The organism is Corallincola holothuriorum (assembly GCF_003336225.1).
Taxonomy (GTDB): Bacteria; Pseudomonadota; Gammaproteobacteria; order Enterobacterales; family Neiellaceae; genus Corallincola; species Corallincola holothuriorum.
In genome coordinates, this window is sequence record NZ_QPID01000009.1 from 163,462 (window position 1) to 187,035 (window position 23,574).

Below are 23,574 nucleotides of genomic sequence, written 5' to 3' on the forward strand. Positions count from 1 at the left end.
GGCAGTAATGGAGCTGATCCGCGGTGCGCATAATATATTGCCGCAGCATCATGGCTGTGTACTAACTATCGGTAACTTCGACGGTGTGCACTTAGGGCATCAGGCAGTTATTCAGTCCCTTGCGGATAAGGGAAGAGAGTTGTCGCTACCTGTGACCGTGATGACCTTTGAACCGCAACCTCAGGAACTGTTTCAACCAGATCTGGCACCGCCTCGCTTGTGCAGCCTGACTGAGAAAGTGGTTCAGCTCAGCGAATTGGCTGTGGCACGTATTCTCTGCATTACCTTTTCTCGTCGTTTGGCGAGTATGGAACCAGAGCAATTTGTACGTGAACTACTGGTCGAAAAGCTGGGGGTAAGGCATTTGGTTGTGGGGGATGACTTTTGTTTCGGCAAAGCACGCCGCGGTGATTTTAAAATGCTGGTTGAGGCCGGACAGCGTTACGGCTTTGGCGTGGAAAGCACACAAAGCTTTCGTTTGCAGCAACAGCGAATAAGCAGCACATTGATCCGTCAGGCGTTAGCCGATGGCCAATTGGATAAAGCAGCTACCATGCTTGGCCGCCCCTACAGTATCAGTGGCCGTGTCAGTCATGGTGACAAGAAAGGCCGCTTACTCGGTTTTCCTACAGCCAATCTGGCTTTGAAGCGGCATAAAGCTGCGCTTTCTGGCGTATTTGCCGTCAAGGTTAGGTTGTTTAATGGAGAGCCTGATTGCGATGGTGTCGCTAATATTGGCTATCGTCCAACAATGAATGGACAGCAGGCTCGGCTAGAGGTGCACCTGTTTGATTATGCAGGTGATCTTTACGGCCAAAGGATTGAAGTGCAACTTCTAAGCAAGTTGCGCGATGAAATAAAATTTGAAGCATTTGAACAGTTAACAGCTCAAATCAAGTTAGATGTCAAACAGGCCAAAGCTTGTTTTGCCGATGGTTTGGGCACTCGGATTTAATACTGCGAACACAGAAAGCCTCTTGCATGAGGGATCGGAACTTAGATGACTGACTATAAAGCGACACTGAATTTGCCTGAAACGGCTTTTCCGATGCGGGGTAACCTGGCACAGCGTGAGCCAAAAACTTTGCAGCAATGGCAGCAAAAAGGCTTATATCAAGCGATCCGCGAAGCCCGTGCTGGCCACAAGAAGTTTATTCTTCATGATGGCCCTCCATATGCCAACGGCGATATTCATATTGGTCACTCAGTTAATAAGATCCTCAAAGATATTATTGTGAAGTCGAAAACTCTGTCCGGCTTTGATGCGCCATACGTACCGGGGTGGGATTGTCACGGTTTGCCTATTGAGCTGCAGGTAGAGAAAAAGGTCGGTAAGCCGGGCGTAAAAGTGAGCGCCGCTGAGTTTCGTCAAAAATGCCGTGAATACGCCAAAAAGCAGGTGGATGGTCAGCGTGAAGACTTTATCCGCCTAGGCGTTTTGGGCGAATGGCAGAACCCCTACTTGACCATGGATTTCCGCTTTGAAGCCAATATCATTCGGTCGTTGAGTAAGATCATCGAGAACGGTCATCTGCAGCAAGGCTCGAAGCCTGTGCACTGGTGTACAGACTGTGGCTCAGCACTGGCTGAAGCGGAAGTGGAATACAAAGATAAGCAGTCGCCTGCCATCGATGTGAAGTTTGCTGTGATTGATACTGCGGCAGTGGAAGCAAAATTTGATCACCCTGAAGGTCATGTGGGTGAAGGTACCATCTCAGCTGTTATCTGGACGACCACCCCATGGACTTTGCCGGCTAACCAAGCGGTAGCTGTGCATCCTGATCTTGAATATGTCCTGGTGCAGATTGAAGGTGAGCAGGGTAAAGAGCGGTTAATCCTCGCCCATGACCTGTTGCAGTCAGCCATGGATCGCTATGGCATCCAACATTTTCATGCTTTGGGTTATGCCAAAGGGGCCGATCTGGAATTGTTGTCGTTACAACACCCTTTCAATGATCGTCAAGTGCCGCTGATCCTTGGCGATCATGTGACTACTGATTCCGGTACTGGCTGCGTGCATACCGCGCCAGGGCACGGTCAGGATGACTTCGTGGTCGGTAAAAAGTATGACCTCGAGGTGGTTAATCCGGTGGGCGGTAATGGCGTGTTCCTACCTGATACAGAATTTTTTGCTGGCAAGCATGTGTTTAAAGCTAACGCCGATGTGGTTGATGTGCTGAGTGAACGTAATGCGCTGTTGCATCACCATGCGTATGAGCACAGTTATCCACACTGCTGGCGTCACAAAACACCGATTATCTTCCGTGCTACACCACAGTGGTTTATCAGCATGGAGCAGGCGGGTTTGCGTGCCGCCGCCTTGAATGAGATCAAGAAGACGGAATGGTTACCAGATTGGGGCCAGAGTCGTATCGAAGGAATGGTTGAGGGCAGCCCTGACTGGTGTATCTCACGCCAGCGTACCTGGGGGGTGCCAATTGCCCTGTTTGTTGATAAAGACACTAACGAGCTGCACCCAGACGCTATTCGTTTGATGGGCGAAGTGGCTGAACGTGTCGAGAAAGAGGGGATCCAAGCCTGGTTCGATTTAGATCCTGCTGAACTACTCGGTGAAGAGGGTGCAGAACAGTATCGCAAAGTGACTGACACGTTAGACGTTTGGTTTGACTCTGGTGTAACCCATGCGGCAGTCGTCGATGACCGTGATTATTTAGGCGGGCCTGCCGATCTGTATCTGGAAGGCTCAGATCAACATCGCGGTTGGTTTCAGTCGTCACTGAAGACCTCTGTAGCGATGAAAGGGCATGCGCCTTATCGTCAAGTGCTGACGCACGGGTTTACCGTTGATGGTCAGGGACGCAAAATGTCTAAGTCTCTCGGTAACGTGATGTCGCCACAAAAAGTGGTGAACAAGCTGGGAGCGGATATTCTGCGCTTGTGGGTCGCCTCTGCTAACTATTCTGCTGAGATGACGGTTTCCGATGAGATCCTGATGCGTTCCGCTGATTCTTATCGTCGTATCCGTAATACCGCCCGCTTCTTGCTATCTAATCTAAATGGCTTTGATCCGAAGAAAGATCAGGTCGCTTTAGAAGATATGGTGGCGCTCGACCGCTGGGTCGTGGGGCGAGCTGCTGATCTGCAAGCCGAGATCCTGGAAGCTTATGACAGCTATCAGTTCCACCTAGTGGTACAGAAGCTGATGCATTTCTGCTCAATCGAGTTGGGTAGCCTCTATCTGGATGTGATTAAAGATCGTCAATATACCGCGAAAGCAGACAGCGTTGCTCGTCGCTCCTGTCAAACAGCACTCTACTTGATCGCTGAAGGCTTGGTGCGGTGGATGGCTCCGATCATGAGTTTTACCGCTGATGAGATCTGGGCATTGTTGCCAGGCGAGCGCGGTGAGTTTGTTTTCACTGATACCTGGTTCGATGATTTAGCGAGTTTACCTGCTTCAGGGATCGCGATGGATAATACTTTCTGGCAACAGATCATCGAGATCCGTAATGACGTCAACAAGGCGCTGGAAGCTGCACGCCGCGAAGAGACTATCGGTGGCGCTCTGCAAGCTGAAGTGACTTTGTACGCCAACGAAGCATTGGCGGGAGAACTAGACAAGCTTGGCGATGAGTTGCGCTTTGTGTTGTTGACCTCAAAGGCTGCGGTCATGCCATTGGCTGACGCTCCGGCGGATGCCGTCGATTGTGAGGTTGAAGGCCTGAAAGTGGGTGTTGCCCGTTCTGCCGGAGAGAAATGTGAGCGTTGCTGGCATCACCGTGAGGATGTCGGAGAGAGCGTTGAGCATCCGACTATCTGCTCTCGTTGTATCACCAACGTGACTGGAGAAGGGGAAGTTCGTGAATTCGCCTAAGTTAGCATGGCAGGAAACTGGTTTGCGCTGGCTCTGGCTGGCGCTTGTCATCGTGATCGCCGATCAGGCCACTAAATTGTGGGTGGCCAACACCTTTACTTATCGCGAAACAGTAGAGTTTATTCCCTATCTACAGTGGACTTATGTTCATAACGAAGGTGCTGCGTTTAGCTTTTTAAGTGATGCGGGAGGTTGGCAACGTTGGTTTTTTGCATTTATCGCTTTTGCCATCAGTGGAGTACTGCTCTATTGGCTCAAAGGTATTTCCCGTCACATGCTGCTGCAAAGCGTGAGCTTTTCACTGGTGCTGGGTGGTGCGATAGGTAACCTGATCGATCGGGTGTATCTCGGCTATGTTATCGATTTTATCGATTTCTATATCGGCAACTGGCATTGGCCTGCATTTAATATTGCCGACAGTGCCATCTGCATCGGTGCTGTATTGTTGATCCTGGATGCGCTGAAAGGTGAATCAAGACATGAAGAAGCAAAAGGCAAGTCATGAGTAAGGCTGTGATTGATCCACATTCTGAAGTAGTGATGCATTTTACCTTAAAACTGGCCGATGGCTCGGTTGCAGAAACAACCAAGTTGAACCAGCAACCAGCCAAGCTGGTGATGGGCGATGGCTCGCTAACGCCTGCATTTGAGCAATGTCTGCTTGGTATGAGTGCTGGCGAACAAAAAGCGTTTGAGCTTAAGCCGGAAGATGCTTTTGGCTTGTCAAACCCCGATCTGATACATCATGTTGAACGCAGTAAATTTCCCGCAGATTTGGCGCCAGAAGAGGGAGCGATAATGACTTTCTCACAGCCGAACGGAGCTGAACTTCCCGGCATTATTCGCGCCGTGGCGGGTGAGTCGATCACCGTGGACTTTAATCACCCATTGGCTGGTCAAACGATTACCTTTGATGTCGAAGTTATTACTGTGGCTCAGCCAGAGGCTAAATCATGAAGATCTTACTCGCCAATCCCCGCGGTTTTTGCGCTGGTGTTGATCGCGCCATCAGCATTGTTGAGCGTGCTTTAGATATCTTTCAGCCGCCTATATATGTGCGCCATGAAGTGGTGCATAACCGATATGTAGTTGATGGCTTGCGCGATCGCGGTGCTGTTTTTGTCGAAGAACTGTCTGAAATCCCCGATGACAGTATTGTCATCTTTAGTGCCCATGGAGTAAGTCAGGCGGTGCGGCAGGAAGCTAAATCACGTGGCCTGAAGATATTTGATGCCACCTGTCCGCTGGTGACTAAAGTGCATATGGAAGTCACCCGCGCTAGCCGTAAAGGCCATGAGTGCGTGCTGATTGGTCATGCAGGACATCCGGAAGTGGAAGGCACCATGGGGCAGTACAGTAATGCTGATGGTGCGATCCATTTAGTAGAGTCGCCTGCTGACGTAGCCTCCTTGCCTGTGAAAAATGAAACTCATCTGTGCTACGTCACCCAAACTACATTGAGCGTCGATGATACCGCCGAGGTGATAGATGCTTTACGTGTGCGCTTCCCGAATATTGAAGGGCCACGGAAAGACGATATCTGTTATGCGACCCAGAACCGTCAAGATGCAGTGCGTGATCTGGCAGCCAAATGTCAGTTAATGCTGGTGGTTGGCGCGAAGAACAGCTCAAATTCCAATCGTCTGCGCGAGTTGGCTGAAAAGCATGATACCCCTGCTTATCTGATCGATACGGCAGAGAATATTCAGCAGTCGTGGCTGACCGATGATGTCGTGTGTGTTGGCGTGACAGCCGGAGCGTCGGCCCCTGAAGTGCTAGTGAAACAAGTGATCGAAAAGCTGCAATCCTGGGGTGGCGAGCAAGTGGAAGAGAACCCTGGGCGGGAAGAAACCATTACCTTTTCTGTGCCTCCTGAACTTAGGATTGACACCGTTACGGATTAATCATTTGTTTAGTAAAGAAATACTGGACGTAGATCACGCAAATGCCTTCATTTATTGAAGGCATTTGTTTATCGGGGGTATAGTCAATCGATCTTGCTTTGTGTTTTTTTAGTAAATAATTGAATAAAAAAACCTCATATACATTGAAGATTTGTGACAGCGTGTAAAAAAAGCTGACACTTTTGCGTTAAACTGATGGGGTCAGTTTTACATTTCGTTGCAAGGTATGGCGACAAGGCAGTGAATATTAGGATTATGAATAAACGGATGCATTACTCCAAGCGAAGAGCTTCAGGCTTTAGCATGCTTGAATTGCTCATCGCAATATTGGTGTTAGTAGTTGGTATTCTAGGGGTTGGCATGCTGCAATCAGTGGCGAAGCGTGGGGTTTTTGAATCTTCTCAACGTACGCTGGCAACAGTATTGGCTAACGATGTACTTGAACGGATGCGAACCAATCCTTCACAAGCTTTATTAGGTAGTTATGATGGAGTCTTTGGGGGCGGCACATTGGCTGTGCCAAGGGATTGTGCCGGGTTTGCCGCCTCTTGTTCTGACGCAGAAACTGCAGATTACGACCTCTATCAGTGGGAGCTAATGCTTGACGGTGCATCTGTCACAGAGGGAACTGTCAACATTGGCGGTTTAACGCAGGCAAAAGGATGTATTGCCCAGTCTAATGGAACTGTAACGGTTGTCATTGCTTGGCATGGTTTGGCCGAATTATCAGACGCAGCTAGTAATAAATCCAGTTTTGCAAAAGCATGCGGTACTGCCGATGCCTTTCGGCGTCAGCTAATTGTGGAAACCTTTATCAGCCGATGATTGGAATAGATATGCAAAACATACGAGGCTTTTCATTAGTTGAACTAATGGTTGCAATGGTGCTTGGACTTTTTTTGATGGGTGGAGTGATAGCCTTTATCAGCAGTCAATCTCGACTAGAAAATCAAACTAGTGCCTTTAGTGAGATTCAGGAGAATGCTCGTTTGGCATTGAACCTACTATCTGAGGACATTGCCCAATCAGGTTTTTATGGTGACTTCACTGGCATTAATGTTAACAGTTCCTCCCCTACAGTCGAGCGCTTTGTGGGGGTCGTAACCCCCAGTCCAGAGTGTGTTCAATCTGGAGGACGTAACGGTACTTTCCCTATTGGAGATGGGCTTAAGTTCCGAACTTTATGGGCCGGTCATTCGGTTTCAGGCAATTCACTATTGACCTCTTCATGTGACTCTCCAAATGTGGGAACTGACGTACTGCAGATAAAGCGATTGATAGCCAGTGAAGTTGTTGCAGGTAACGAGGATGCTAACCGTTTTTATGGAATGACTAACTTCTCTCGTTTGATACTCTACCGAACCCCCGATACGCCAACAACAGCAGATGTTCCCAATGGCATGCGATATGAATATCAGCATCATGTTTACTACATTGATGATGTGACCAACGATGGGATAACTGCGCCTTATCTCCAGAGGCGAAACTTAATTATCGTCGGTGGCACGCCACAGATGGATTTAGCCGACGGCGGGTTGGTGCCTGGCATTGAAAATATTCATTTCCAGTTTGGCATAGACAGTAATGGTGATGGTCACCCGAATGGTTTTGTTGATACCGACGATGTAACTGCCGAACAATGGGATAGTGCTGATGTTCTTGGTGAGCGCATTGTTGCTGTTAGGGTCTTTGTTTTAGCTCGCTCGCTAGAACCTGATCCTACCTATATGCATGAACCCATTACCTATCAAATGGGAGGGCGAAGTATTGTTATTCCTGAGACTGATAGGCACAGGCGTTTATTATTATCCACTACGGTTACATTGAGGAATCTGTTATGAACAACGCAATGACTAGACAGTCTGGTGCGGTGTTGATTATCGGCTTGTTGCTGCTGGTGGCAATTACTAGTACGGCTGTCGTTTTGGTATCAAATAGCCAGTTTGATCTGAAGTTAGCAGGTGCTGCCAGTGCTCAGAGTGAATCTCGGCAAATTGTAGCTGGCGGCGTTGACGATGTAGTAGTGAAAGCCTTCGAAGGCCGCTTAGACGGTAATAGAAAGCTTACTAATATTGCGACTAACACCGAGCTTAATATTGATACATCACTGGACCATACAACTGCAAATTTGAACGTAGTTACAGATGATGAAAGTGGCCAAGTCATTGATAGTTGTAGGCCAAGGCATAAGCCTAGTGAAGTAGAGTTAATTAAATGTCGTTATGCTCGCGTGTTGGCTGAGCATAAGTTTAATACAACGCAAGCTGCACGTGACAGCGGCATGGATGTTCTGATTTATCAGTATTATCCCGATCCAAATCAGAACTAGGAGCGCCAAATAATGAAGATTAAGCAGTTAGGAATTCTGCTCGGTTCTGCCCTCACTATAGCGACTTCGGTAGCGGTCGCGGATGATACCGAGCTGTTTTTGAAAGAGGTGAGTGCCCGAACTGGTTATAAGCCCAAGGTTATGATTATCTTTGATAACAGCGGCAGTATGAGGGGGACTATTGAGGTTAAGCAAGCCTACGATCCAAGTTCTACCTATTCAACAGAAGGTTCTGATCATAGTTTGCGTTTTGATGAGGATGATTTTAAAAATGACTTCATTTATTGGGTAAAGGGCTCTCTAGATGGTGGTCAAGCCCCTGTGCCTGGTGGACCCGCTGACCAAAGTCGCTTTAATTTCGATATTTTCAACTGTAATCAGGCAGAAATAAGCCTACGAACAAAAGGGTATTTCACTGGTTATATTCGTCAGTATACATTTAGCGGGAATAGTGGAAGCTGGGAAGAGTTAAAAGAGAATAATAGCGCCGATACTAAGTTTCCTATCGATTGCCTTGAAGATATTCTAATGAGCGATAACGCCAATAACGGTAAACTTGGCTATGAACAAGGGTATCCTGTCAATGGGCAGGGCAGTAAAAAAAGCCCTGATTATTACAGCGACTTTAGAGATGAGAATGCAATTTCTGGAGGTGAACCTGTTACGCTCTACATGGCTAACTATCTTAAGTGGTATCACAACGAAGATATTCAAAAAGAGAATCGAACTAAGTTAGCCATAGCTAAAGAATCTATTAATGATGTCATATCGTCTACGTTAATTGCAGATTTTGGTCTTACTATTTTCAATCGAAATTATTCGACCCCGCAGGGAGGAAGGATTGTTAAGGGTATACCTGAAAACATGACAGAAGCTCAGCGATCGACTCTCACCGATACAATCGAAGACTTGGACGCAAACACCAATACACCTTTGTGTGAAACAATGTATGAGGTGAAACGTTATTTTGGTGGCGAAAAGGTGGTTTATAGTGACGTCCCTTCCAACCAAAAAAAGCAGCCATACGCTGATACATCAATATGGAATGGGGGGAATTATACCGCTCCTTTTGGTAATTGTGATGGCAGTGTCAGCGTCATATTAGTTACTGATGGTTTACCTACCGAGGACAATCATGCCAACTCTTTGGTTACAAACCTTCCTTATGCCAAGTCTACTGATCCTCGTTTTTCCGCCGTTGAACGTAGCTATCTACCTGTATTAACAGGTTGGATGAATACGCAGGATATTAACACCGCTGCCAGTGGCAAGCAGACAGCCTCTGTTTACACCGTTGGATTTGGTGACGTATTTGAAGATGCAGACTCTAAAGGAGTAAAAATTCTTTCTGCTGCGGCCGAAAATGGAGGTGGTGATTACTACACCGCGCAAGATGCCATTCAGTTAACTGCGGCATTGCAAGATGCCATCATGAAGATCTTGCAAGTTAATGCCAGCCTCACATCGCCAGCTGTCGCCACCAATAGTTTTGATCGCACAGAGGTACTTGACGTTCTCTATTACTCAATCTTTAAACCGTCACAAAGCGCTCGCTGGCTGGGCAACCTTAAGAAGCTAAAGTTAAATGCAGACGGAACGCAAGTTATCGATGCGAATGAAGAGCTGGCCTTATCAAATTCAGGCGGTATTTTGAAAGAGGCATCTAGCTATTGGGGAGGAGATAAAGATGGACCTGATGCCTCTAAAGGTGGAGTTGTTCAGATGCTGGAAGGAAAGTCTGATCGTACCATACTCACTGATATTGGAGGCGCAGACTTAATTGAGTTCACCGCCGCCAATGTACTGGCGAACGCATCTGCGGCTCAGTTGGCTCTTATTGGTGCCGACAACGATGAAGTGACAGAGAATATTAACTGGATGCGCGGTCTTGATGTTAATGATGAGGAGCCAAATTCAGATCGTCACCTATACCAATTTGGTGATCCTATGCATTCACGTCCTGTCGTTATTAACTATGGTGGGGACAAGCCTGGAACTCAGGATCTACGAATTTTAATTGGAACTAATTATGGTTTTGTTCATCTGTTTAAAGATTTAGGTGATGATGAAGTCGATGAAGATTGGGCGTTTGCTCCTAGCGAATTAATTGGTAACTACAAGCCATTACGTCACAATAGCCGCTCCAGCGGTAAGATCTATGGCATGGATGGTACAGCAAGCGTTTACATTGAAGATACCGATCTTGATGGGTTGATTGATTCAGGTGAAAAAGTCTGGGCCTTTATTGGCATGCGTCGTGGTGGTCACTTTTATTATGCACTTGATTTGACCGTCCCTAGTTCCCCTAAAAAAATGTGGCAGATAGAAGGGGGAGAAGGTGACTTTGTTGAGTTAGCACAAACTTGGTCTAAGCCAACAATTACTTATCTGCGTAGCCATGGTGCTGACAAACCTGTGCTTGTTTTCGGTGCCGGCTATGATATTAATAAAGACAACCCTGGAGTGGGCACCGACGATAATGTGGGACGTGGTGTTTTCCTTGTGGATGCAGAAACTGGGCATCTGATATGGAAGTTCACATCGTCAGAAACTGGTGGTAAGAATACTCAGATATCGGGTCTTGCAGATAGTATTCCTTCGGATTTATCAGTAATGGATAGTGACTATGATGGCTTCGCTGATCGCATTTATGCCTCTGATACAGGAGGTAATATTTGGCGAATTGATATGCCTGGTGATTCACTAGCTGATGCCGGAGCTTTTAAGTTTGCGACGTTGAGTGGTGATTTAAGTACGAACGATCGTCGCTTTTTCGTTCGTCCCGTAGTAGCAAGATCTTTAAGTGGAAAAGTCATCGAAACTACTGATGCAGAAAATAACAAGATATACAGCGAAGCACAGATCCCCGTTGATTACGTCACTATTGGATCTGGTAATGTTTCCCACCCACTTGATGTTACTACACAAGATATGTTCTTTATGCTGAGGGATTTAGATGTGCTGCCATTGAGCAAGAATGATGCAGCAAAGAAAGTGCCACTCACTATAAGTGATCTTTTCGACCTCAAGGATGGAAACTTAGAAGCTGAAGCTGCAGATGACTCCGCTTTGCTGGAGCTAAGAGCTGATGCAGACGCAAAGCGAGGGTGCTTTATTGATTATCCGTCACAAGGTGAGAAAGTGCTTTCTTCCGCACGTATTATAAGTGGTGTCGTGTTTCATAGCGGTTTTACGCCTGCTGGAGATAGCACAGATAGCCAGTGCGAACCAAGTCTTGGCGCAAATGTGCTCTACGCAGACAGCTTGTGCGATATTACTGAAGCTGGGGTGGCTTTCCCTGCGACAAATCTACCACCTTACAATCCACCACCGATTTTTATTCAGGATGGGGCTGTGAAGTTAATAACAGCTGGGGGAGTCGAACCTGTTCCTGAACTTCCTCAGGTTCCTAAAGAGGATCCGCCAACCTGTGAAGTCGATTGTCCATGTGACCCTGCGGTTCAAAACTGTAGTGGTGAACCACAGGACTTGCCTTTTGATGCCGTAATAAAGGCACAGTCTGCTTATCGAGAGGGAGTTGAATGATGCTCTATTCAGTTAAGAGGCTAGCAGGCTTTACGTTGATTGAGTTGATGATTGCCGTGGCTGTCGTGGGGATTTTGGCTGCGATTGTGTACCCTTCTTATACTGCACAGGTGGCGATGAATACACGCTCAGAAGGTCAACGTGAATTAATACGTTTATCTCAGTTGATGGAACAGTATTTCTTGGACCACCGTTCCTACACGGAGGATATGACCGATTTGGGTATGAGCGTCGACCCATTCGAAACTGAAAATGGACACTATAAAATTGATGCGGTTCCTGTGAGTAGTATCGCAACCGATTTTCGCTTGGTTGCGACTGCGCAGGGAGCTCAAGCGGCGCGTGATAGTGGCTGCACGACTCTAACATTAGATTATTTAGGCTCTAAAGGGCCTGTTGATTGTTGGTGATGTAATTATGAAAAGATATTTATTTTTACTTTTTGCGTTAATAGGTATTGTCCCAAGCCATGTATACGCTGACCAAGCGTTGCAGGATTGGAAGTGCTATCTCCAATTAAAGAATGGTGTAATGCATATTGCTCGCTACACAGTTTCTCTTAATGAGAACGAGCGAATTGAGCAGCGCTTGGCTTCGATGGTGGTGTTTGCTGAGGATGGTGTGACTAAGTTGAAAGTAAAAAAACAGCTTGAGTGTAAACTGGAAGATGAACCGTTTAGTAATCTTGCGGCGCGAGAGTTAGAGGGGATGACGCCGAAATAGATGGGTTATTTTAATAAGCTCTAAAGTAGCCTCTCCGATTGATTGAGCAGGATATTGCTGATGTTGGCAGCTAATAGGTTGCCTTACTTTATCGATTTTTCCTGAGATTAGTTGATGTTTATACTAAAAAGCTTATTTAATTTTATGATTTTCATCCTGTCAGTGGTGACAATATAGTGGCTATGCATTGTTGACAGACAATTAACATATCTACATGTACTTATTGCTCTTTCTTTGTTTTTGACAGCAATGCTGCTCTGCTGTTATTGAAGATGGGGATTTGACTTTTTCTAAGTTATCTCTGCTGTATGTTTGAATTAGATCAAACATACAAATCGCCAATCAGCTTCTTTTTTGTTTCGGTTGCTGATTATTTTATTAAGCGATCTTTTGATGAGGTGCTGATAACGCTGATCTGCACCGGTAGTATTGGGCACCGCATTATGCGAGTAAAATCGCTTAACGAGGTGAACAGTGGCAACCAAGAAGAAACATAAGGTGCACACGGCTGAATTAAAGGCGAAGCACTTAAACTCGACAGTAACATTGGCGTCTCAGCCGCCGCTAAAAAGCTCAAGATCCATGGCTCACAAATTACGGCTGGCGTGCCAGCACGACAACAGAACGCCAGCACCAGCCAGCGATAAGCAGAGCTAGCCGGCGAGGTAGCTAAACTCAAACGACAACTCGCAGAGCAAACAGAGGATTTAGCCATCCTAAAAAAGGCGGCTACCTACTTCGCGAAAAACCAAAAGTAAACCGGTTCGAATTCATGCTTGAGCATCAGTATCAATTCAAGCTACGGGCATGGCGAAAGTGCTAGGCGTATCGCGAAGTGCGTATTACATCTGACGTAAATACGGCGACCAGCCTAGTTTTAGGCAAGTTAAACGTGATTCCAGGGACGTTAAAATCAAGAAGGCTTTTGACGCCGGCAAGGAACGCGATGGCGCCCGTCGCATACAGGTAGAGCTTGCTGAAAATGGTGACCGGGTCAACGTCAAAATTATCGCTGAAAGCATGGGCCGTCAGCGCCTCGTGTCCAAGGCTGCCCGCAAGTTTAGATGCACGACGGACAGCCGTGACTAGCTGCCTGTGGCACCTAACTTGTTAGAGCAGGACTTTAGCGCCAGTGGTGATCCGAACCAGAAATGGGCGGGAGATATCAGGTATCTGATGACTAGCGAAGGTTGCTGGTATTTGGCCGTCGTCATCCACTTGTACTCCCGTACCGTTATTGGATGGTCAATGGTTACGCGAATGGCCGCAGAGCTGGTGTGTAATGCGCTGACAATGGCATTGTTCCGACGCGGCTTGCCCAGGGATGTTATTGTACATAGCGATCGCGGTAGCCAGTACTGATCCGCAGCTCATCGTGAGTTATTAGCACGTTACGGTTTTAAGCAAAGCATGAGCCTAAAAGGGAACTGCTGGGGCAACGCCTGTGTGGAGAGCTTCTTTCATTCAATGAAAGTTGAAGTGGTTCAATACGAACTCATGAAGGATCGAGAAACGATGCGCCAGGTGGTATTTGATTATATTGAAGTTGATTACAACAAAACGAGAAGGCACAGCGCGCTTGGCTATCTCAGCCCAGAGAATTTTGAAACGAAAAATGTAGCTTAATCAGGTGTCCACTTTTACTGGGGCTGATCACTTTCTAAGTGCTACTAGTAATAAATTTTGGAGTGTTCACATATCTTTTTGTATACATAATCGTGTGAAAGAGGTTTTCGTTTTGAAGCAAGTTCTCCTTCTATTTCGATACACTAAATACAACTAATACCATTTTTTATCACTCTTGCTCTACCTGACATAGATAAGACTAGGCCTCGACCGTTAGTAGCTTCTTTGTTTGGGCAGAAGTTGATAGTCGATACATTGCTTGTTGTGCCTTGTGCCGTGAACGTGATTCTGGTGACAGTAGTGTTGATACTGTCTTGGTTCGAGATTGAATTCATTCTTTTCAGTAAAGTATCTGTAGCGTTGTCCAGCGTGCCATTACCATTGGCATCGATAAAAACGACGATGTCTTGGCTCCAGTCATTAACGCAGTTGTTAGCCGTCATTGGGCATAAGGTTGCGGGCATTTTTCTCGTCACAGCTTGACCTCTGGCAAGTAAGGCAGCGTTATGGAGATTGTTGATGGTACTTTTGGCTCGCGAACTTTCCAAGGTAGAAACAAACGAGGGCGCGGCTACTGCTGTCAAAATGACTGCAATAGCGACTGTTACTAAAAGCTCAACGAGGGTAAATCCAATCTCTTTACTACGCATGATATTCCCGTACCATTAAGATGTTTTTTGCAGCACCCTATATTACACCAGAGCCCAGCGTTTTAGTGATAAATACAGTTCTATTACCATTTCACATTAAGTTCTGTGAAGTAAGTCTGATCCGTAAGCACAAGGGTAATAATCCTCTCTTTAGTGTTTTTCTCAGGTCCTTCGCACACCAAACGAAGTGCGTATTTCGTTATGCAATAGCGTAAGGTAACACTTATATTCTGTTTGTTTAGGCACAATTCTGCTGCGCAAAACGGCAAGAGCTGGTTACCTCTAATCGATCAACTTGATCTGATTCTCGAATACTATCTCTAACAGGACAAATCAGTAGCAGAAATTGTTTCAGCTGGTTACAGTGAAAGGGTGGCTCGTCATGTTGTGCGTTTGGTGGGTTTTATGTGCGCAAGGGGCGTCAATCTGTCGTTGGCTCAAAATTATATAGCGAAATATTGGCAAAGGTCGTCGTTATCCTATTTGCTCAGGATTTGGTCGAACTAATTGGTAAGTAAAGAGGAATTCAGAATGAAAAAGGTTGAAGCGATAATCAAGCCGTTCAAGCTTGACGATGTTCGCGAAGCCCTAGCGGAAATCGGTATCACGGGTATGACTGTCACCGAGGTGAAAGGTTTTGGCCGCCAGAAAGGGCACACTGAACTATATCGTGGTGCCGAGTATATGGTGGATTTTTTGCCGAAGATGAAGATTGATTTGATTGTTAACGATGAAGATGTGGATCGTGTCATTGAGTCAATTGCCAATACGGCAAAATCAGGCAAGATCGGCGACGGTAAGATTTTCGTTTCTGATGTGTCTCGTGTTGTGCGAATTCGTACAGGTGAAGAGGGTACCGACGCCGTTTAAATTAAACGGTAGTTGCTTAATGAATTAAAAAAAGGGAGCCGACGGCTCCCTTTTTACTTACGTTATTATTAACTATTTACGACGATAGCCTACGAAACCTAGCGCAGCCAAACCGAGGAGTAACACTGAGGCTGGTGCTGGAACCTCTGCATCAGCTGTGTAGATGGTTAACTCTGAATAATCGAGAACCCAACCGTCGCCACTTGATACAGTATCAATACGTATTTCTGCAGCATTGTCGAGTAAAGCAGCAAAGTCTGTTAACTGAAAGATATCTAGCGTCGCGTAGTTATACTCTGGCCCTGTGTTATCACCATCAGTTAGCAGACCTACATTAACCCCATCCAAGTAAACTGTGCTTTGGCCATTTAGCCCTTGACCACCAGTGAATATTTCTAATGTTGCGTCAACAATGCTACCGAAACTGGTCAGGTCAAAGGTATGTGAAAAGATGTAGTCGCCATTGCGCCAAACATCTGTGCCATCCCCATCGCCCGGACCTACATCGCTGTAGCTGAAGCCTTCGCCATCTTGAACGCCGATGCCAAAGCCGTCTTTGTCACCGATTAGGTCGACGATAATGCCTGCATTTGCAGTTTGTGCCAGTAATAAGCTAGTGAGGAAAAAAAGAGTTTTAACTGAAAGTTGTTTGATGCGTAGCATTTTAGCTATTCCATTAGAATTAAATAAAGAAAATGCACCTTTGCAAAATTTAGGCCTATTAAATAAATCTCCTTAAAATCATGTCGTTAATAGTTTAAGTGTGTTGAGTGTTGGGTTGCAGTGTAAATTATGCTGGCGGTGAAGTATTGGTTTGTTTTGAGGCTCCCAATTACCGAGAGCCTTATATTTTTAGCTGTTTTGAGCGAGAGGGTTATCAGGGAAGTTTAAGCGTAGCGTTGCTTGTGCATCTGCTTTCAGATCTTGCAAGCCTAACTTATCGTAGGCTTGAACCATTACCTCTAATGCGCCTTCCGTGGAACTAGAATCGGAGAAAGTTTCGATTATGTATCGACCACGATTTGCTGCGGCAATATAGGCCTGACGCTTGATGTAGTAGCGCGCGACGGAGAGCTCATGTTTGGCTAAGCGTTCCTTAATATAAATCATCCGCTGGCGTGCATCCGGAGCGTATTTACTGTTCGGGTAGCGTCCCAGTACTTTAGAAAAATCTTCAAATGCTTGTTGTGCTAGATTTGGATCGCGATCGGAGCGGTCTATACCAAGCAGGCTTTGTAGCATTTCGTCATCGGCGTCAAGATTTGTTAACCCCCGCATATAGAGCACATAATCGTTATCAGGATGGGTTGGATTCAAGCGAATAAAACGGTCGGCGGTTGCCAATGCCTGAGCTGTCTGCCCTAGTTTGTAATAGGCATATATCAAATCCAACTGCACCTGATTCGCATGAGGGCCGAAAGGGTAACGTGATGAAAGAGCCTCGAGTGTATTCACTGAGCCAGAGAAGTTGCCGACTTCAAGTAGTTCTTGCGCATCTTCGAATAGTGCGGCAGGCGATTTTTCTGGAACACGCTCAATGGTGTCGTTACTGCTCGAGCAAGCACTTAATAGCGAGATAAGTGCGTAAGTTAATAGGGCTTTTTTCATTATTTAATCGTTATCATGCCAATTGACCGCCTAGAACAGGCTTTTTCTCGGGCAAGGATTGTACCCCAGTCAGGATAGCACTGTACAATAAGAGCTATTGATAGTGTTAATAAGGTCGCTCATGGCGCAAAAAATCTCTTTGAATGGCGAAGTGCCGTTTGAGCTTAATGGCAAGCGTTTGGATCAGATCGTTGCCGAATTGTTCCCTGACTATTCTCGTAGTCGTATCAAGCAGTGGATACTTGATGGGCACGTATGTGTCGACGGAACTGTCCATACTGTTCCGAAGTTTAAGTTAGTTGGCGGGGAGCGCGTGACCGTTGAGACTCAGCTGGAAGAGCAGGGGGAGTGGGAAGCGGAAGATATTCCTCTGGATATCGTATTTGAAGATGAGCACATCCTGGTTATTAATAAGCCGGCTGGTTTGGTAGTTCATCCAGGCGCGGGCAATCCTGCCGGAACGGTGTTGAACGCGCTGTTGCATCATTGTCCTGGTATTGCTGAAGTGCCTCGCGCTGGTATCGTTCATCGTTTAGATAAAGATACGACGGGGCTGATGGTGGTAGCGAAGTCTGTGCCCGCTCAAACGCATCTTGTCGAGCAGCTGCAGGCGCGTGAGATAACCCGTGAGTATGAGGCTTTGGTTAACGGCTTGCTTACGGCTGGTGGGCGGGTTGATGCGCCAATTGGCCGACATCCCACGCAGCGTACTCATATGGCGGTTGTCCATGGTGGACGGGAGTCTGTGACGCATTATCGGGTGATGGAGAAGTATCGCGCCCATTGTCGACTGCGCTTGCGTCTAGAAACCGGACGTACCCACCAGATCCGTGTTCATATGTCTCACATCAAGCATCCCCTCGTTGGTGATTTTACATACGGTGGTCGTCCAAGGCCGCCGCGAGGTGCATCAGAGGAGTTGTTAAGCGTATTGAGAGGGTTTCGTCGGCAAGCGCTGCACGCAGCCAAGCTTGAGTTGGTTCACCCTATCACCGGCGAGTTTATGAGCTGGGAGGCTCCTGTACCTGAAGATATGCTTGATATGGTGGCGGCGTTTAAAGCTGACTTTAAAGAGAACCCGGTACCGCAGTGGTAAAGTTGTGGCAGCCAGTTGATTGGCCTGCACCGAAACGAGTGCGGGCTATCTATTCCTTACGCCAAGGTGGGATAAGCCAGCCACCATTCGATTCCCTTAATCTAGGCTTGCATGTTTCTGATAATCCCGATGCCGTTCTAACGAATAGAGCCATGCTGCAAGGGGCGGCTAAATTGCCCCAGTCGCCGTATTGGTTGAATCAAGTGCACAGCACTACTATCTTGGACGTTTCTTGTACTTCTGATAGAGAAACACCAACCGCCGATGCTATGACCAGCCGAGCGCTGTCGATGCCATTGGCCATCATGACTGCAGATTGTTTACCTGTATTGCTTTGTGATCAGCAGGGCGATTGGATCGCAGCGATACATGCTGGCTGGCGCGGACTGGTTGATGGCATCATTGAAAAGACCGTGGCGAAGTATCCTGGTGACCCAGCATCTCTTGTCGCCTGGTTAGGTCCTTGTATTGGCCCTGAGGCATTTGAAGTCGGCAAGGATGTGCGTAGTCAATTTTTAGATGCGTCCCCCGAGGCTGCCTCAGCGTTTGTTGAATATCGCGAAAAATATCTGGCAAACCTGCCGTTACTGGCACAACAAAGATTGGCGTCAATCGGCGTTATGAATGTCACATTTAGCCACTTATGCACCTATACGGATGCCGCTTCTTTCTTCTCCTATCGCCGAGATGGCGTGACAGGTCGTATGGCCTCTATTATTTGGCTGAGCGATTGAGTTTGATCAGCTTTTCAGACTTCTATACTTGAAATATCCCTCTGTAGATACCAATTACTAAGTCAAACGTCGCTACTCCGTCGAGGCAAATATGCGTATTGATAAGTTGACCAGTAAGTTCCAGCTCGCGATATCTGACGCTCAGTCGATGGCTTTAGGTCGTGACCACCAATTTATTGAGCCTGCCCACTTAATGATGTCTTTGCTTAATCAGGAAGGTGGCAGTGGTCGTCACTTGCTTCAGAGTGCCGGTGCAGATGTCAATGCATTGCGTAGTAAGTTAGGCGCATCACTTGATCGCTTTCCAAAAGTTGAAGGGATCGGTGGCGATGTACAATTGTCGTCGGCGCTTATCTCGCTTTTTAATCTATGCGACAAATTGGCTCAGCAACGTAAAGATAAGTTTATCTCTAGTGAGCTATTTGTATTAGCGGCGGTTGACGACAAAGGCGAACTTGGTCAGCAGTTACGAGAGCTGGGTCTGACTAAAGAATCCGTCGAAAAGGCAATAGAGCAAGTCCGCGGTGGTCAAAAAGTCGATGATCAAAATGCCGAGGATCAGCGTCAAGCGCTCGATAAATATACTGTTGATCTGACCGAACGAGCCGAGCAGGGCAAATTGGATCCTGTGATTGGCCGGGATGAAGAGATCCGGCGAACCATCCAGGTGCTCCAGCGGCGCACAAAAAACAACCCTGTACTCATTGGTGAACCTGGGGTGGGGAAAACCGCTATTGTGGAAGGGTTGGCGCAACGGATTATAAACGGTGAAGTCCCTGAAGGCCTTAAAAACAAACGTGTGCTTTCATTAGATATGGGGAGTCTACTTGCTGGGGCCAAGTATCGTGGCGAGTTCGAAGAACGTTTAAAAGCTGTACTTAATGAGCTTTCGAAAGAGGAAGGTCAAGTCGTCCTGTTTATCGATGAACTCCATACCATGGTTGGGGCAGGTAAAGGTGAAGGTGCTATGGATGCGGGGAATATGCTCAAACCCGCATTGGCACGTGGCGAACTGCATTGTGTTGGCGCCACCACGCTGGATGAGTACCGTCAGTACGTTGAAAAAGATGCGGCGTTAGAGCGTCGTTTCCAGAAAGTTCTCGTGGATCAGCCATCCGTGGAAGACACTATCGCCATCTTGCGCGGGTTAAAGGAACGTTATGAGCTACACCACGCGGTAGAGATCACTGATCCGGCTATTGTGGCCGCTGCTAATTTGTCTCACCGTTATATATCCGATCGCCAGTTGCCAGATAAAGCGATCGACTTGATTGATGAGGCCGCTTCACGCATTCGTATACAGATTGATTCTAAACCGGAAGAGCTTGACCGTTTAGAGCGTCGAATTATTCAATTGAAGTTGGAACGTCAGGCGCTGGAAAAAGAAGCGGATGATGCCAGTAAAAAGCGCCTGAATAAGCTCGATGAGGAGCTGAAAGAGGGCGAATTTCGTTATAACGAGCTTGAAGAGGTATGGACTTCAGAAAAAGCGGCGTTATCTGGTACGCAAAACATTAAGGCTGAATTAGAACAGGCAAGAATGGAGCTGGATACGGCTCGTCGCGCTAGCGATCTTAACCGAATGTCAGAATTGCAATATGGGCGCATTCCAGCGTTAGAGAAGCAGTTGGATCTTGCCAGCCAGGCCGAAATGCAGGACATGAAACTGCTGCGTAATCGCGTGACAGAGAATGAGATAGCCGAAGTGCTTTCCCGCTGGACAGGGATCCCTGTTGCCAAGATGCTTGAGGGGGAACGAACTAAGTTACTCAATATGGAGCAAGGCCTACATAAACGTGTGATTGGCCAGCATGAAGCGGTGGTGGCTGTGGCCAACGCGATTCGGCGTTCACGAGCAGGACTTTCTGATCCCGCAAGACCTATTGGCTCATTTCTTTTTCTCGGACCAACGGGGGTAGGGAAAACGGAACTGTGTAAGGCGTTAGCACAATTTTTGTTTGATACCGATGAAGCCATGGTGCGTATTGATATGTCGGAGTTTATGGAGAAACACTCTGTTGCTCGATTGGTCGGCGCGCCTCCCGGGTATGTGGGGTATGAAGAGGGGGGCTATCTGACCGAAGCTGTTCGCCGTCGACCCTATTCAGTTATTTTGCTTGATGAGATCGAAAAAGCTCACCCGGATGTTTTCAACATTCTTTTGCAAGTGCTAGATGATGGGCGCTTAACTGACGGCCAAGGTCGTACCGTTGATTTTAGAAACTCAGTGGTCATCATGACATCGAATCTCGGTTCGGATCTGATTCAGGATAAGCATCAAGATGCTCAGTATGAAGAGATGAAAGCGCAAGTCATGGATGTCGTTGGTCATCATTTCCGACCTGAGTTCATTAATCGAATCGATGATACTGTGGTGTTTCATCCATTGGGGTTGGAGCAAATTAAGAACATTGCCCATATTCAGATCGAGCGCCTGAAACAGCGTTTGCAATTGAAAGAGCTGTCCTTAGATATAGATGATGCGGCGTTGGGGCTACTTTCTGAAGCTGGTTTTGACCCTGTTTATGGCGCAAGGCCCTTAAAGCGTGCAATACAGACTGAGCTGGAAAACCCATTGGCGCAGAAACTGTTACAGGGTGACTATATACCGGGAACCGAGATAAAAATTGGCACTCAGGATGGTGAATTAACCTTTTCGCATTGAATGATGTTGTAGAGAGAAAAAGCAGCAATTAAAAACAGGAGCTTATGCTCCTGTTTTTAATTGCTGCTCAAGGCGCGCCAGCGCCTACTAGTTGCAAAATTTATCGACTTCCTGTTGCGAACGTTTTTTAATTCCCTGTTTCTCTTCATAAGACAGCATGGTTTGCGTGCCATCTTCGTTTTCTTGACGCACAAAATGCTTATTCTCTAGTATCCACAGCGAGTGCTTTGCTGCATCACAGCGCTGTGCTGCCATCTCGCGTTCTTGCTGTGCTTTCTCTAATTCTGTCTCTGTTGCTTGCTCGTCAGCTTCGTCTTGAAACAGCGATTCATAGCTGTATTTTTTCTCTTTCTTTTCGGCGGGAGCGTCAAGCATCTCAACTGCGTAAACCCGTTTCCCTGTAGGGCGCTGTTCGGCAAAATGAATAACGCCAGCTTCGTCGTACCAAAAATACACTAGGTTTTTAGCTTCCGCATAAACTGAAAACAACAAGGTAATTAACCCGGCTATCACGAAGCTATTCTGGCGAAACTTGGTTTGCATCAACTATTTCCTGTTATATAACCACTGCGGAAAGAAAGCACTCTATGCTATCTTGTGTCTTAATTAAGAACTGTTAAATGTCTCAAACTCTTATATGAATCAGCATACGACAAAAGAATCTCATAAGCATCGTGGTATTTATTTACTGCCTAATTTATTAACAACCGCAGGGCTGTTTTCTGGCTTCTATGCGGTTGTCGCCTCTATGAATGGGCGCTTCGAAGCCGCCGCTGTGGCTATCTTTATTGCGATGATTATGGATGGTCTCGATGGTCGCGTTGCGCGAATGACTAACACTCAAAGTGCGTTCGGGGCGGAATATGACAGCATGGCAGACATGGTGTCTTTCGGTATTGCGCCCGCTCTGGTTGCTTATAATTGGGGCTTAGCAGACTTAGGAAAGATTGGTTGGTTAAGTGCGTTTATCTTTGTTGCTGGGGCTGCGTTGCGTTTGGCGCGCTTTAATACTCAAGTCGGGATCGCTGATAAGCGCTTCTTCCAAGGGCTCGCGAGTCCGGCAGCAGCAGCCATTATTGCAGGTATGGTCTGGGTAGGTAGTGACTATGGTATCGCTGGCGCAGATGTTAGCTTGATAGTCGCTGTTATAACTGTAGCGTCTGGTTTATTGATGGTGAGTAACTTCCGCTATCACAGCTTTAAGGATGTTGATTGGAAAGGGAAGGTCTCTTTCGTTGCTATTCTTGCGGTTGTACTGATTTTTGTCGTCGTCGCGACCAATCCGGCATTGGTGCTATTTGCTATTTTCTTCTTATATGCGGCTTCAGGCCCTGTGGTGACGTTACGTAGCGTACGAGAACTAAAGATGGAGCATGTCGTTGGCGATGGAGAAGACGCTGACTTTGAAACGCAGGCCGCGGCCAGTTCAAACAAAGAACAGGAAGATAAAGACAGCTCTGACGTAGCGGATGCAGTGAACAAAGAAGAAAAGACGGAAAAATAGTTCGGCTGTATTTACCCTGGACAGTTTTTATTGCCGTAACGCCCTCTATTTCGAGGGCGTTTTACGTTTTTCAGGGGCTTAGAGTTATATTTGGTTGAATACTGACCACTTGAACTAGATCACATAAAAAAAGCGTTGACGGTAGGATTAAGGTGCCTATAATGCCGCCTCACTCGCTCAGGGCGAGGCAGCGGGAAGAAACGAACGGTTTAAGTTTTTATCTTCTTTCTGGTCACTTGGTAAAAAAGATGTTTTTACTGGGTTGACAGCGGGGCAGAGAAGCGTAGAATGCGCAGCCCTTGCCGCGGACAACGAATGAGTTGACCGGGCAGCCAAGCTAAGGTTTGGCGAGATGCGACAGCATCGTTCTTTAACAATTTGGTCAGACAATCTGTGTGGGCGCTCACGGGTGTTGAAGTAATCAAAGATTATTCAACGAAACGTAAGCGACCATGTAGAAATACATGTAAGTAATAAGTTGAGT

Annotated in this window: 20 protein-coding genes and 1 pseudogene; 17 read left to right on the top strand and 4 right to left on the bottom strand. The window is 46.8% G+C overall.

From position 1 onward, the window contains the following. The first annotated feature begins 7 nt into the window (after nt 1-7). From ribF to DU002_RS14970, 12 genes and pseudogenes are all read left to right on the top strand, one after another. A complete protein-coding gene (ribF, locus tag DU002_RS14910) occupies nt 8-955 on the top strand; it encodes a bifunctional riboflavin kinase/FAD synthetase (RefSeq protein ID WP_114339196.1) in 948 nt (315 codons plus the stop codon). Nucleotides 956-1,000: 45 nt separating this feature from the next. Then, nucleotides 1,001-3,835 carry an isoleucine--tRNA ligase gene (ileS, locus tag DU002_RS14915; protein WP_114339197.1) on the top strand — a complete coding sequence of 945 codons (2,835 nt, stop codon included), beginning with the start codon at nt 1,001-1,003 and terminating at the stop codon, nt 3,833-3,835. Further along, nucleotides 3,822-4,340, top strand: coding sequence for a signal peptidase II (lspA, locus tag DU002_RS14920; protein WP_233496510.1), 519 nt, complete (start codon nt 3,822-3,824; stop codon nt 4,338-4,340). Before ileS ends, lspA begins: the two co-directional genes overlap by 14 nt. Continuing rightward, a complete protein-coding gene (fkpB, locus tag DU002_RS14925) occupies nt 4,337-4,792 on the top strand; it encodes an FKBP-type peptidyl-prolyl cis-trans isomerase (protein ID WP_114339198.1) in 456 nt (151 codons plus the stop codon). The genes lspA and fkpB overlap by 4 nt, the downstream gene beginning before the upstream one ends. Continuing rightward, nucleotides 4,789-5,739, top strand: a complete 951-nt coding sequence (gene ispH / locus DU002_RS14930) for a 4-hydroxy-3-methylbut-2-enyl diphosphate reductase (protein WP_114339199.1) — start codon at nt 4,789-4,791, stop codon at nt 5,737-5,739. The genes fkpB and ispH overlap by 4 nt, the downstream gene beginning before the upstream one ends. Before the next feature lie 255 nt (nt 5,740-5,994). Continuing rightward, nucleotides 5,995-6,564, top strand: a complete 570-nt coding sequence (gene pilV / locus DU002_RS14935) for a type IV pilus modification protein PilV (RefSeq protein ID WP_158538076.1) — start codon at nt 5,995-5,997, stop codon at nt 6,562-6,564. 11 nt (nt 6,565-6,575) lie between these two features. Continuing rightward, nucleotides 6,576-7,580 (top strand): PilW family protein, encoded by a 1,005-nt coding sequence (locus DU002_RS14940; RefSeq protein ID WP_158538077.1) that lies wholly within the window; start codon nt 6,576-6,578, stop codon nt 7,578-7,580. Further along, nucleotides 7,577-8,068 carry a hypothetical protein gene (locus DU002_RS14945; protein WP_114339201.1) on the top strand — a complete coding sequence of 164 codons (492 nt, stop codon included), beginning with the start codon at nt 7,577-7,579 and terminating at the stop codon, nt 8,066-8,068. The genes DU002_RS14940 and DU002_RS14945 overlap by 4 nt, the downstream gene beginning before the upstream one ends. 12 nt (nt 8,069-8,080) lie before the next feature. Then, a complete protein-coding gene (locus DU002_RS14950) occupies nt 8,081-11,614 on the top strand; it encodes a pilus assembly protein (protein WP_114339202.1) in 3,534 nt (1,177 codons plus the stop codon). Continuing rightward, nucleotides 11,611-12,024, top strand: coding sequence for a type IV pilin protein (locus DU002_RS14955; RefSeq protein ID WP_233496511.1), 414 nt, complete (start codon nt 11,611-11,613; stop codon nt 12,022-12,024). Before DU002_RS14950 ends, DU002_RS14955 begins: the two co-directional genes overlap by 4 nt. Nucleotides 12,025-12,031: 7 nt before the next feature. Continuing rightward, complete coding sequence (locus DU002_RS19295) at nt 12,032-12,337, top strand: TapY2 family type IVa secretion system protein (RefSeq protein ID WP_147271877.1); 306 nt, start codon at nt 12,032-12,034, stop codon at nt 12,335-12,337. Between the two features lie 474 nt (nt 12,338-12,811). Next, nucleotides 12,812-13,963 (top strand): annotated as a pseudogene (locus DU002_RS14970) (IS3 family transposase). Nucleotides 13,964-14,106: 143 nt separating this feature from the next. Here the strand turns inward: DU002_RS14970 and DU002_RS14975 are convergent. After that, nucleotides 14,107-14,613, bottom strand: coding sequence for a GspH/FimT family pseudopilin (locus DU002_RS14975; protein WP_114339206.1), 507 nt, complete (start codon nt 14,611-14,613; stop codon nt 14,107-14,109). Between the two features lie 531 nt (nt 14,614-15,144). Between DU002_RS14975 and DU002_RS14980 the strand changes: the two genes are divergently transcribed. Beyond that, nucleotides 15,145-15,483, top strand: a complete 339-nt coding sequence (locus DU002_RS14980) for a P-II family nitrogen regulator (RefSeq protein WP_114339207.1) — start codon at nt 15,145-15,147, stop codon at nt 15,481-15,483. Nucleotides 15,484-15,555: 72 nt separating this feature from the next. Here DU002_RS14980 and DU002_RS14985 read toward each other — a convergent pair whose 3' ends face one another. Both DU002_RS14985 and DU002_RS14990 read right to left on the bottom strand, forming a co-directional pair. Continuing rightward, nucleotides 15,556-16,146, bottom strand: coding sequence for a PEP-CTERM sorting domain-containing protein (locus DU002_RS14985; RefSeq protein WP_114339208.1), 591 nt, complete (start codon nt 16,144-16,146; stop codon nt 15,556-15,558). Nucleotides 16,147-16,335: 189 nt separating this feature from the next. Continuing rightward, a complete protein-coding gene (locus DU002_RS14990; protein ID WP_114339209.1) occupies nt 16,336-17,091 on the bottom strand; it encodes an outer membrane protein assembly factor BamD in 756 nt (251 codons plus the stop codon). Between the two features lie 121 nt (nt 17,092-17,212). Here DU002_RS14990 and rluD point away from each other — a divergent pair, with 121 nt between their 5' ends. The 3 genes from rluD (at nt 17,213) to clpB (ending at nt 21,586) form a co-directional block, all read left to right on the top strand. After that, nucleotides 17,213-18,187 carry a 23S rRNA pseudouridine(1911/1915/1917) synthase RluD gene (gene rluD / locus DU002_RS14995; protein ID WP_114339210.1) on the top strand — a complete coding sequence of 325 codons (975 nt, stop codon included), beginning with the start codon at nt 17,213-17,215 and terminating at the stop codon, nt 18,185-18,187. Beyond that, a complete protein-coding gene (gene pgeF, locus DU002_RS15000; RefSeq protein WP_114339211.1) occupies nt 18,181-18,921 on the top strand; it encodes a peptidoglycan editing factor PgeF in 741 nt (246 codons plus the stop codon). Before rluD ends, pgeF begins: the two co-directional genes overlap by 7 nt. Before the next feature lie 91 nt (nt 18,922-19,012). Beyond that, the gene (clpB, locus tag DU002_RS15005) at nt 19,013-21,586 is read left to right on the top strand and encodes an ATP-dependent chaperone ClpB (protein WP_114339212.1); all 2,574 of its coding nucleotides are present in this window, start codon (nt 19,013-19,015) and stop codon (nt 21,584-21,586) included. Between the two features lie 87 nt (nt 21,587-21,673). On the opposite strand, the gene DU002_RS15010 is transcribed toward clpB, so the two are convergent. Further along, on the bottom strand, nt 21,674-22,129 hold the full coding sequence (locus DU002_RS15010; RefSeq protein WP_114339213.1) for a hypothetical protein: 456 nt from the start codon (nt 22,127-22,129) through the stop codon (nt 21,674-21,676). Between the two features lie 94 nt (nt 22,130-22,223). Here DU002_RS15010 and pssA point away from each other — a divergent pair, with 94 nt between their 5' ends. Continuing rightward, nucleotides 22,224-23,090, top strand: coding sequence for a CDP-diacylglycerol--serine O-phosphatidyltransferase (gene pssA / locus DU002_RS15015; protein ID WP_114339214.1), 867 nt, complete (start codon nt 22,224-22,226; stop codon nt 23,088-23,090). Nucleotides 23,091-23,574 lie beyond the last annotated feature (484 nt).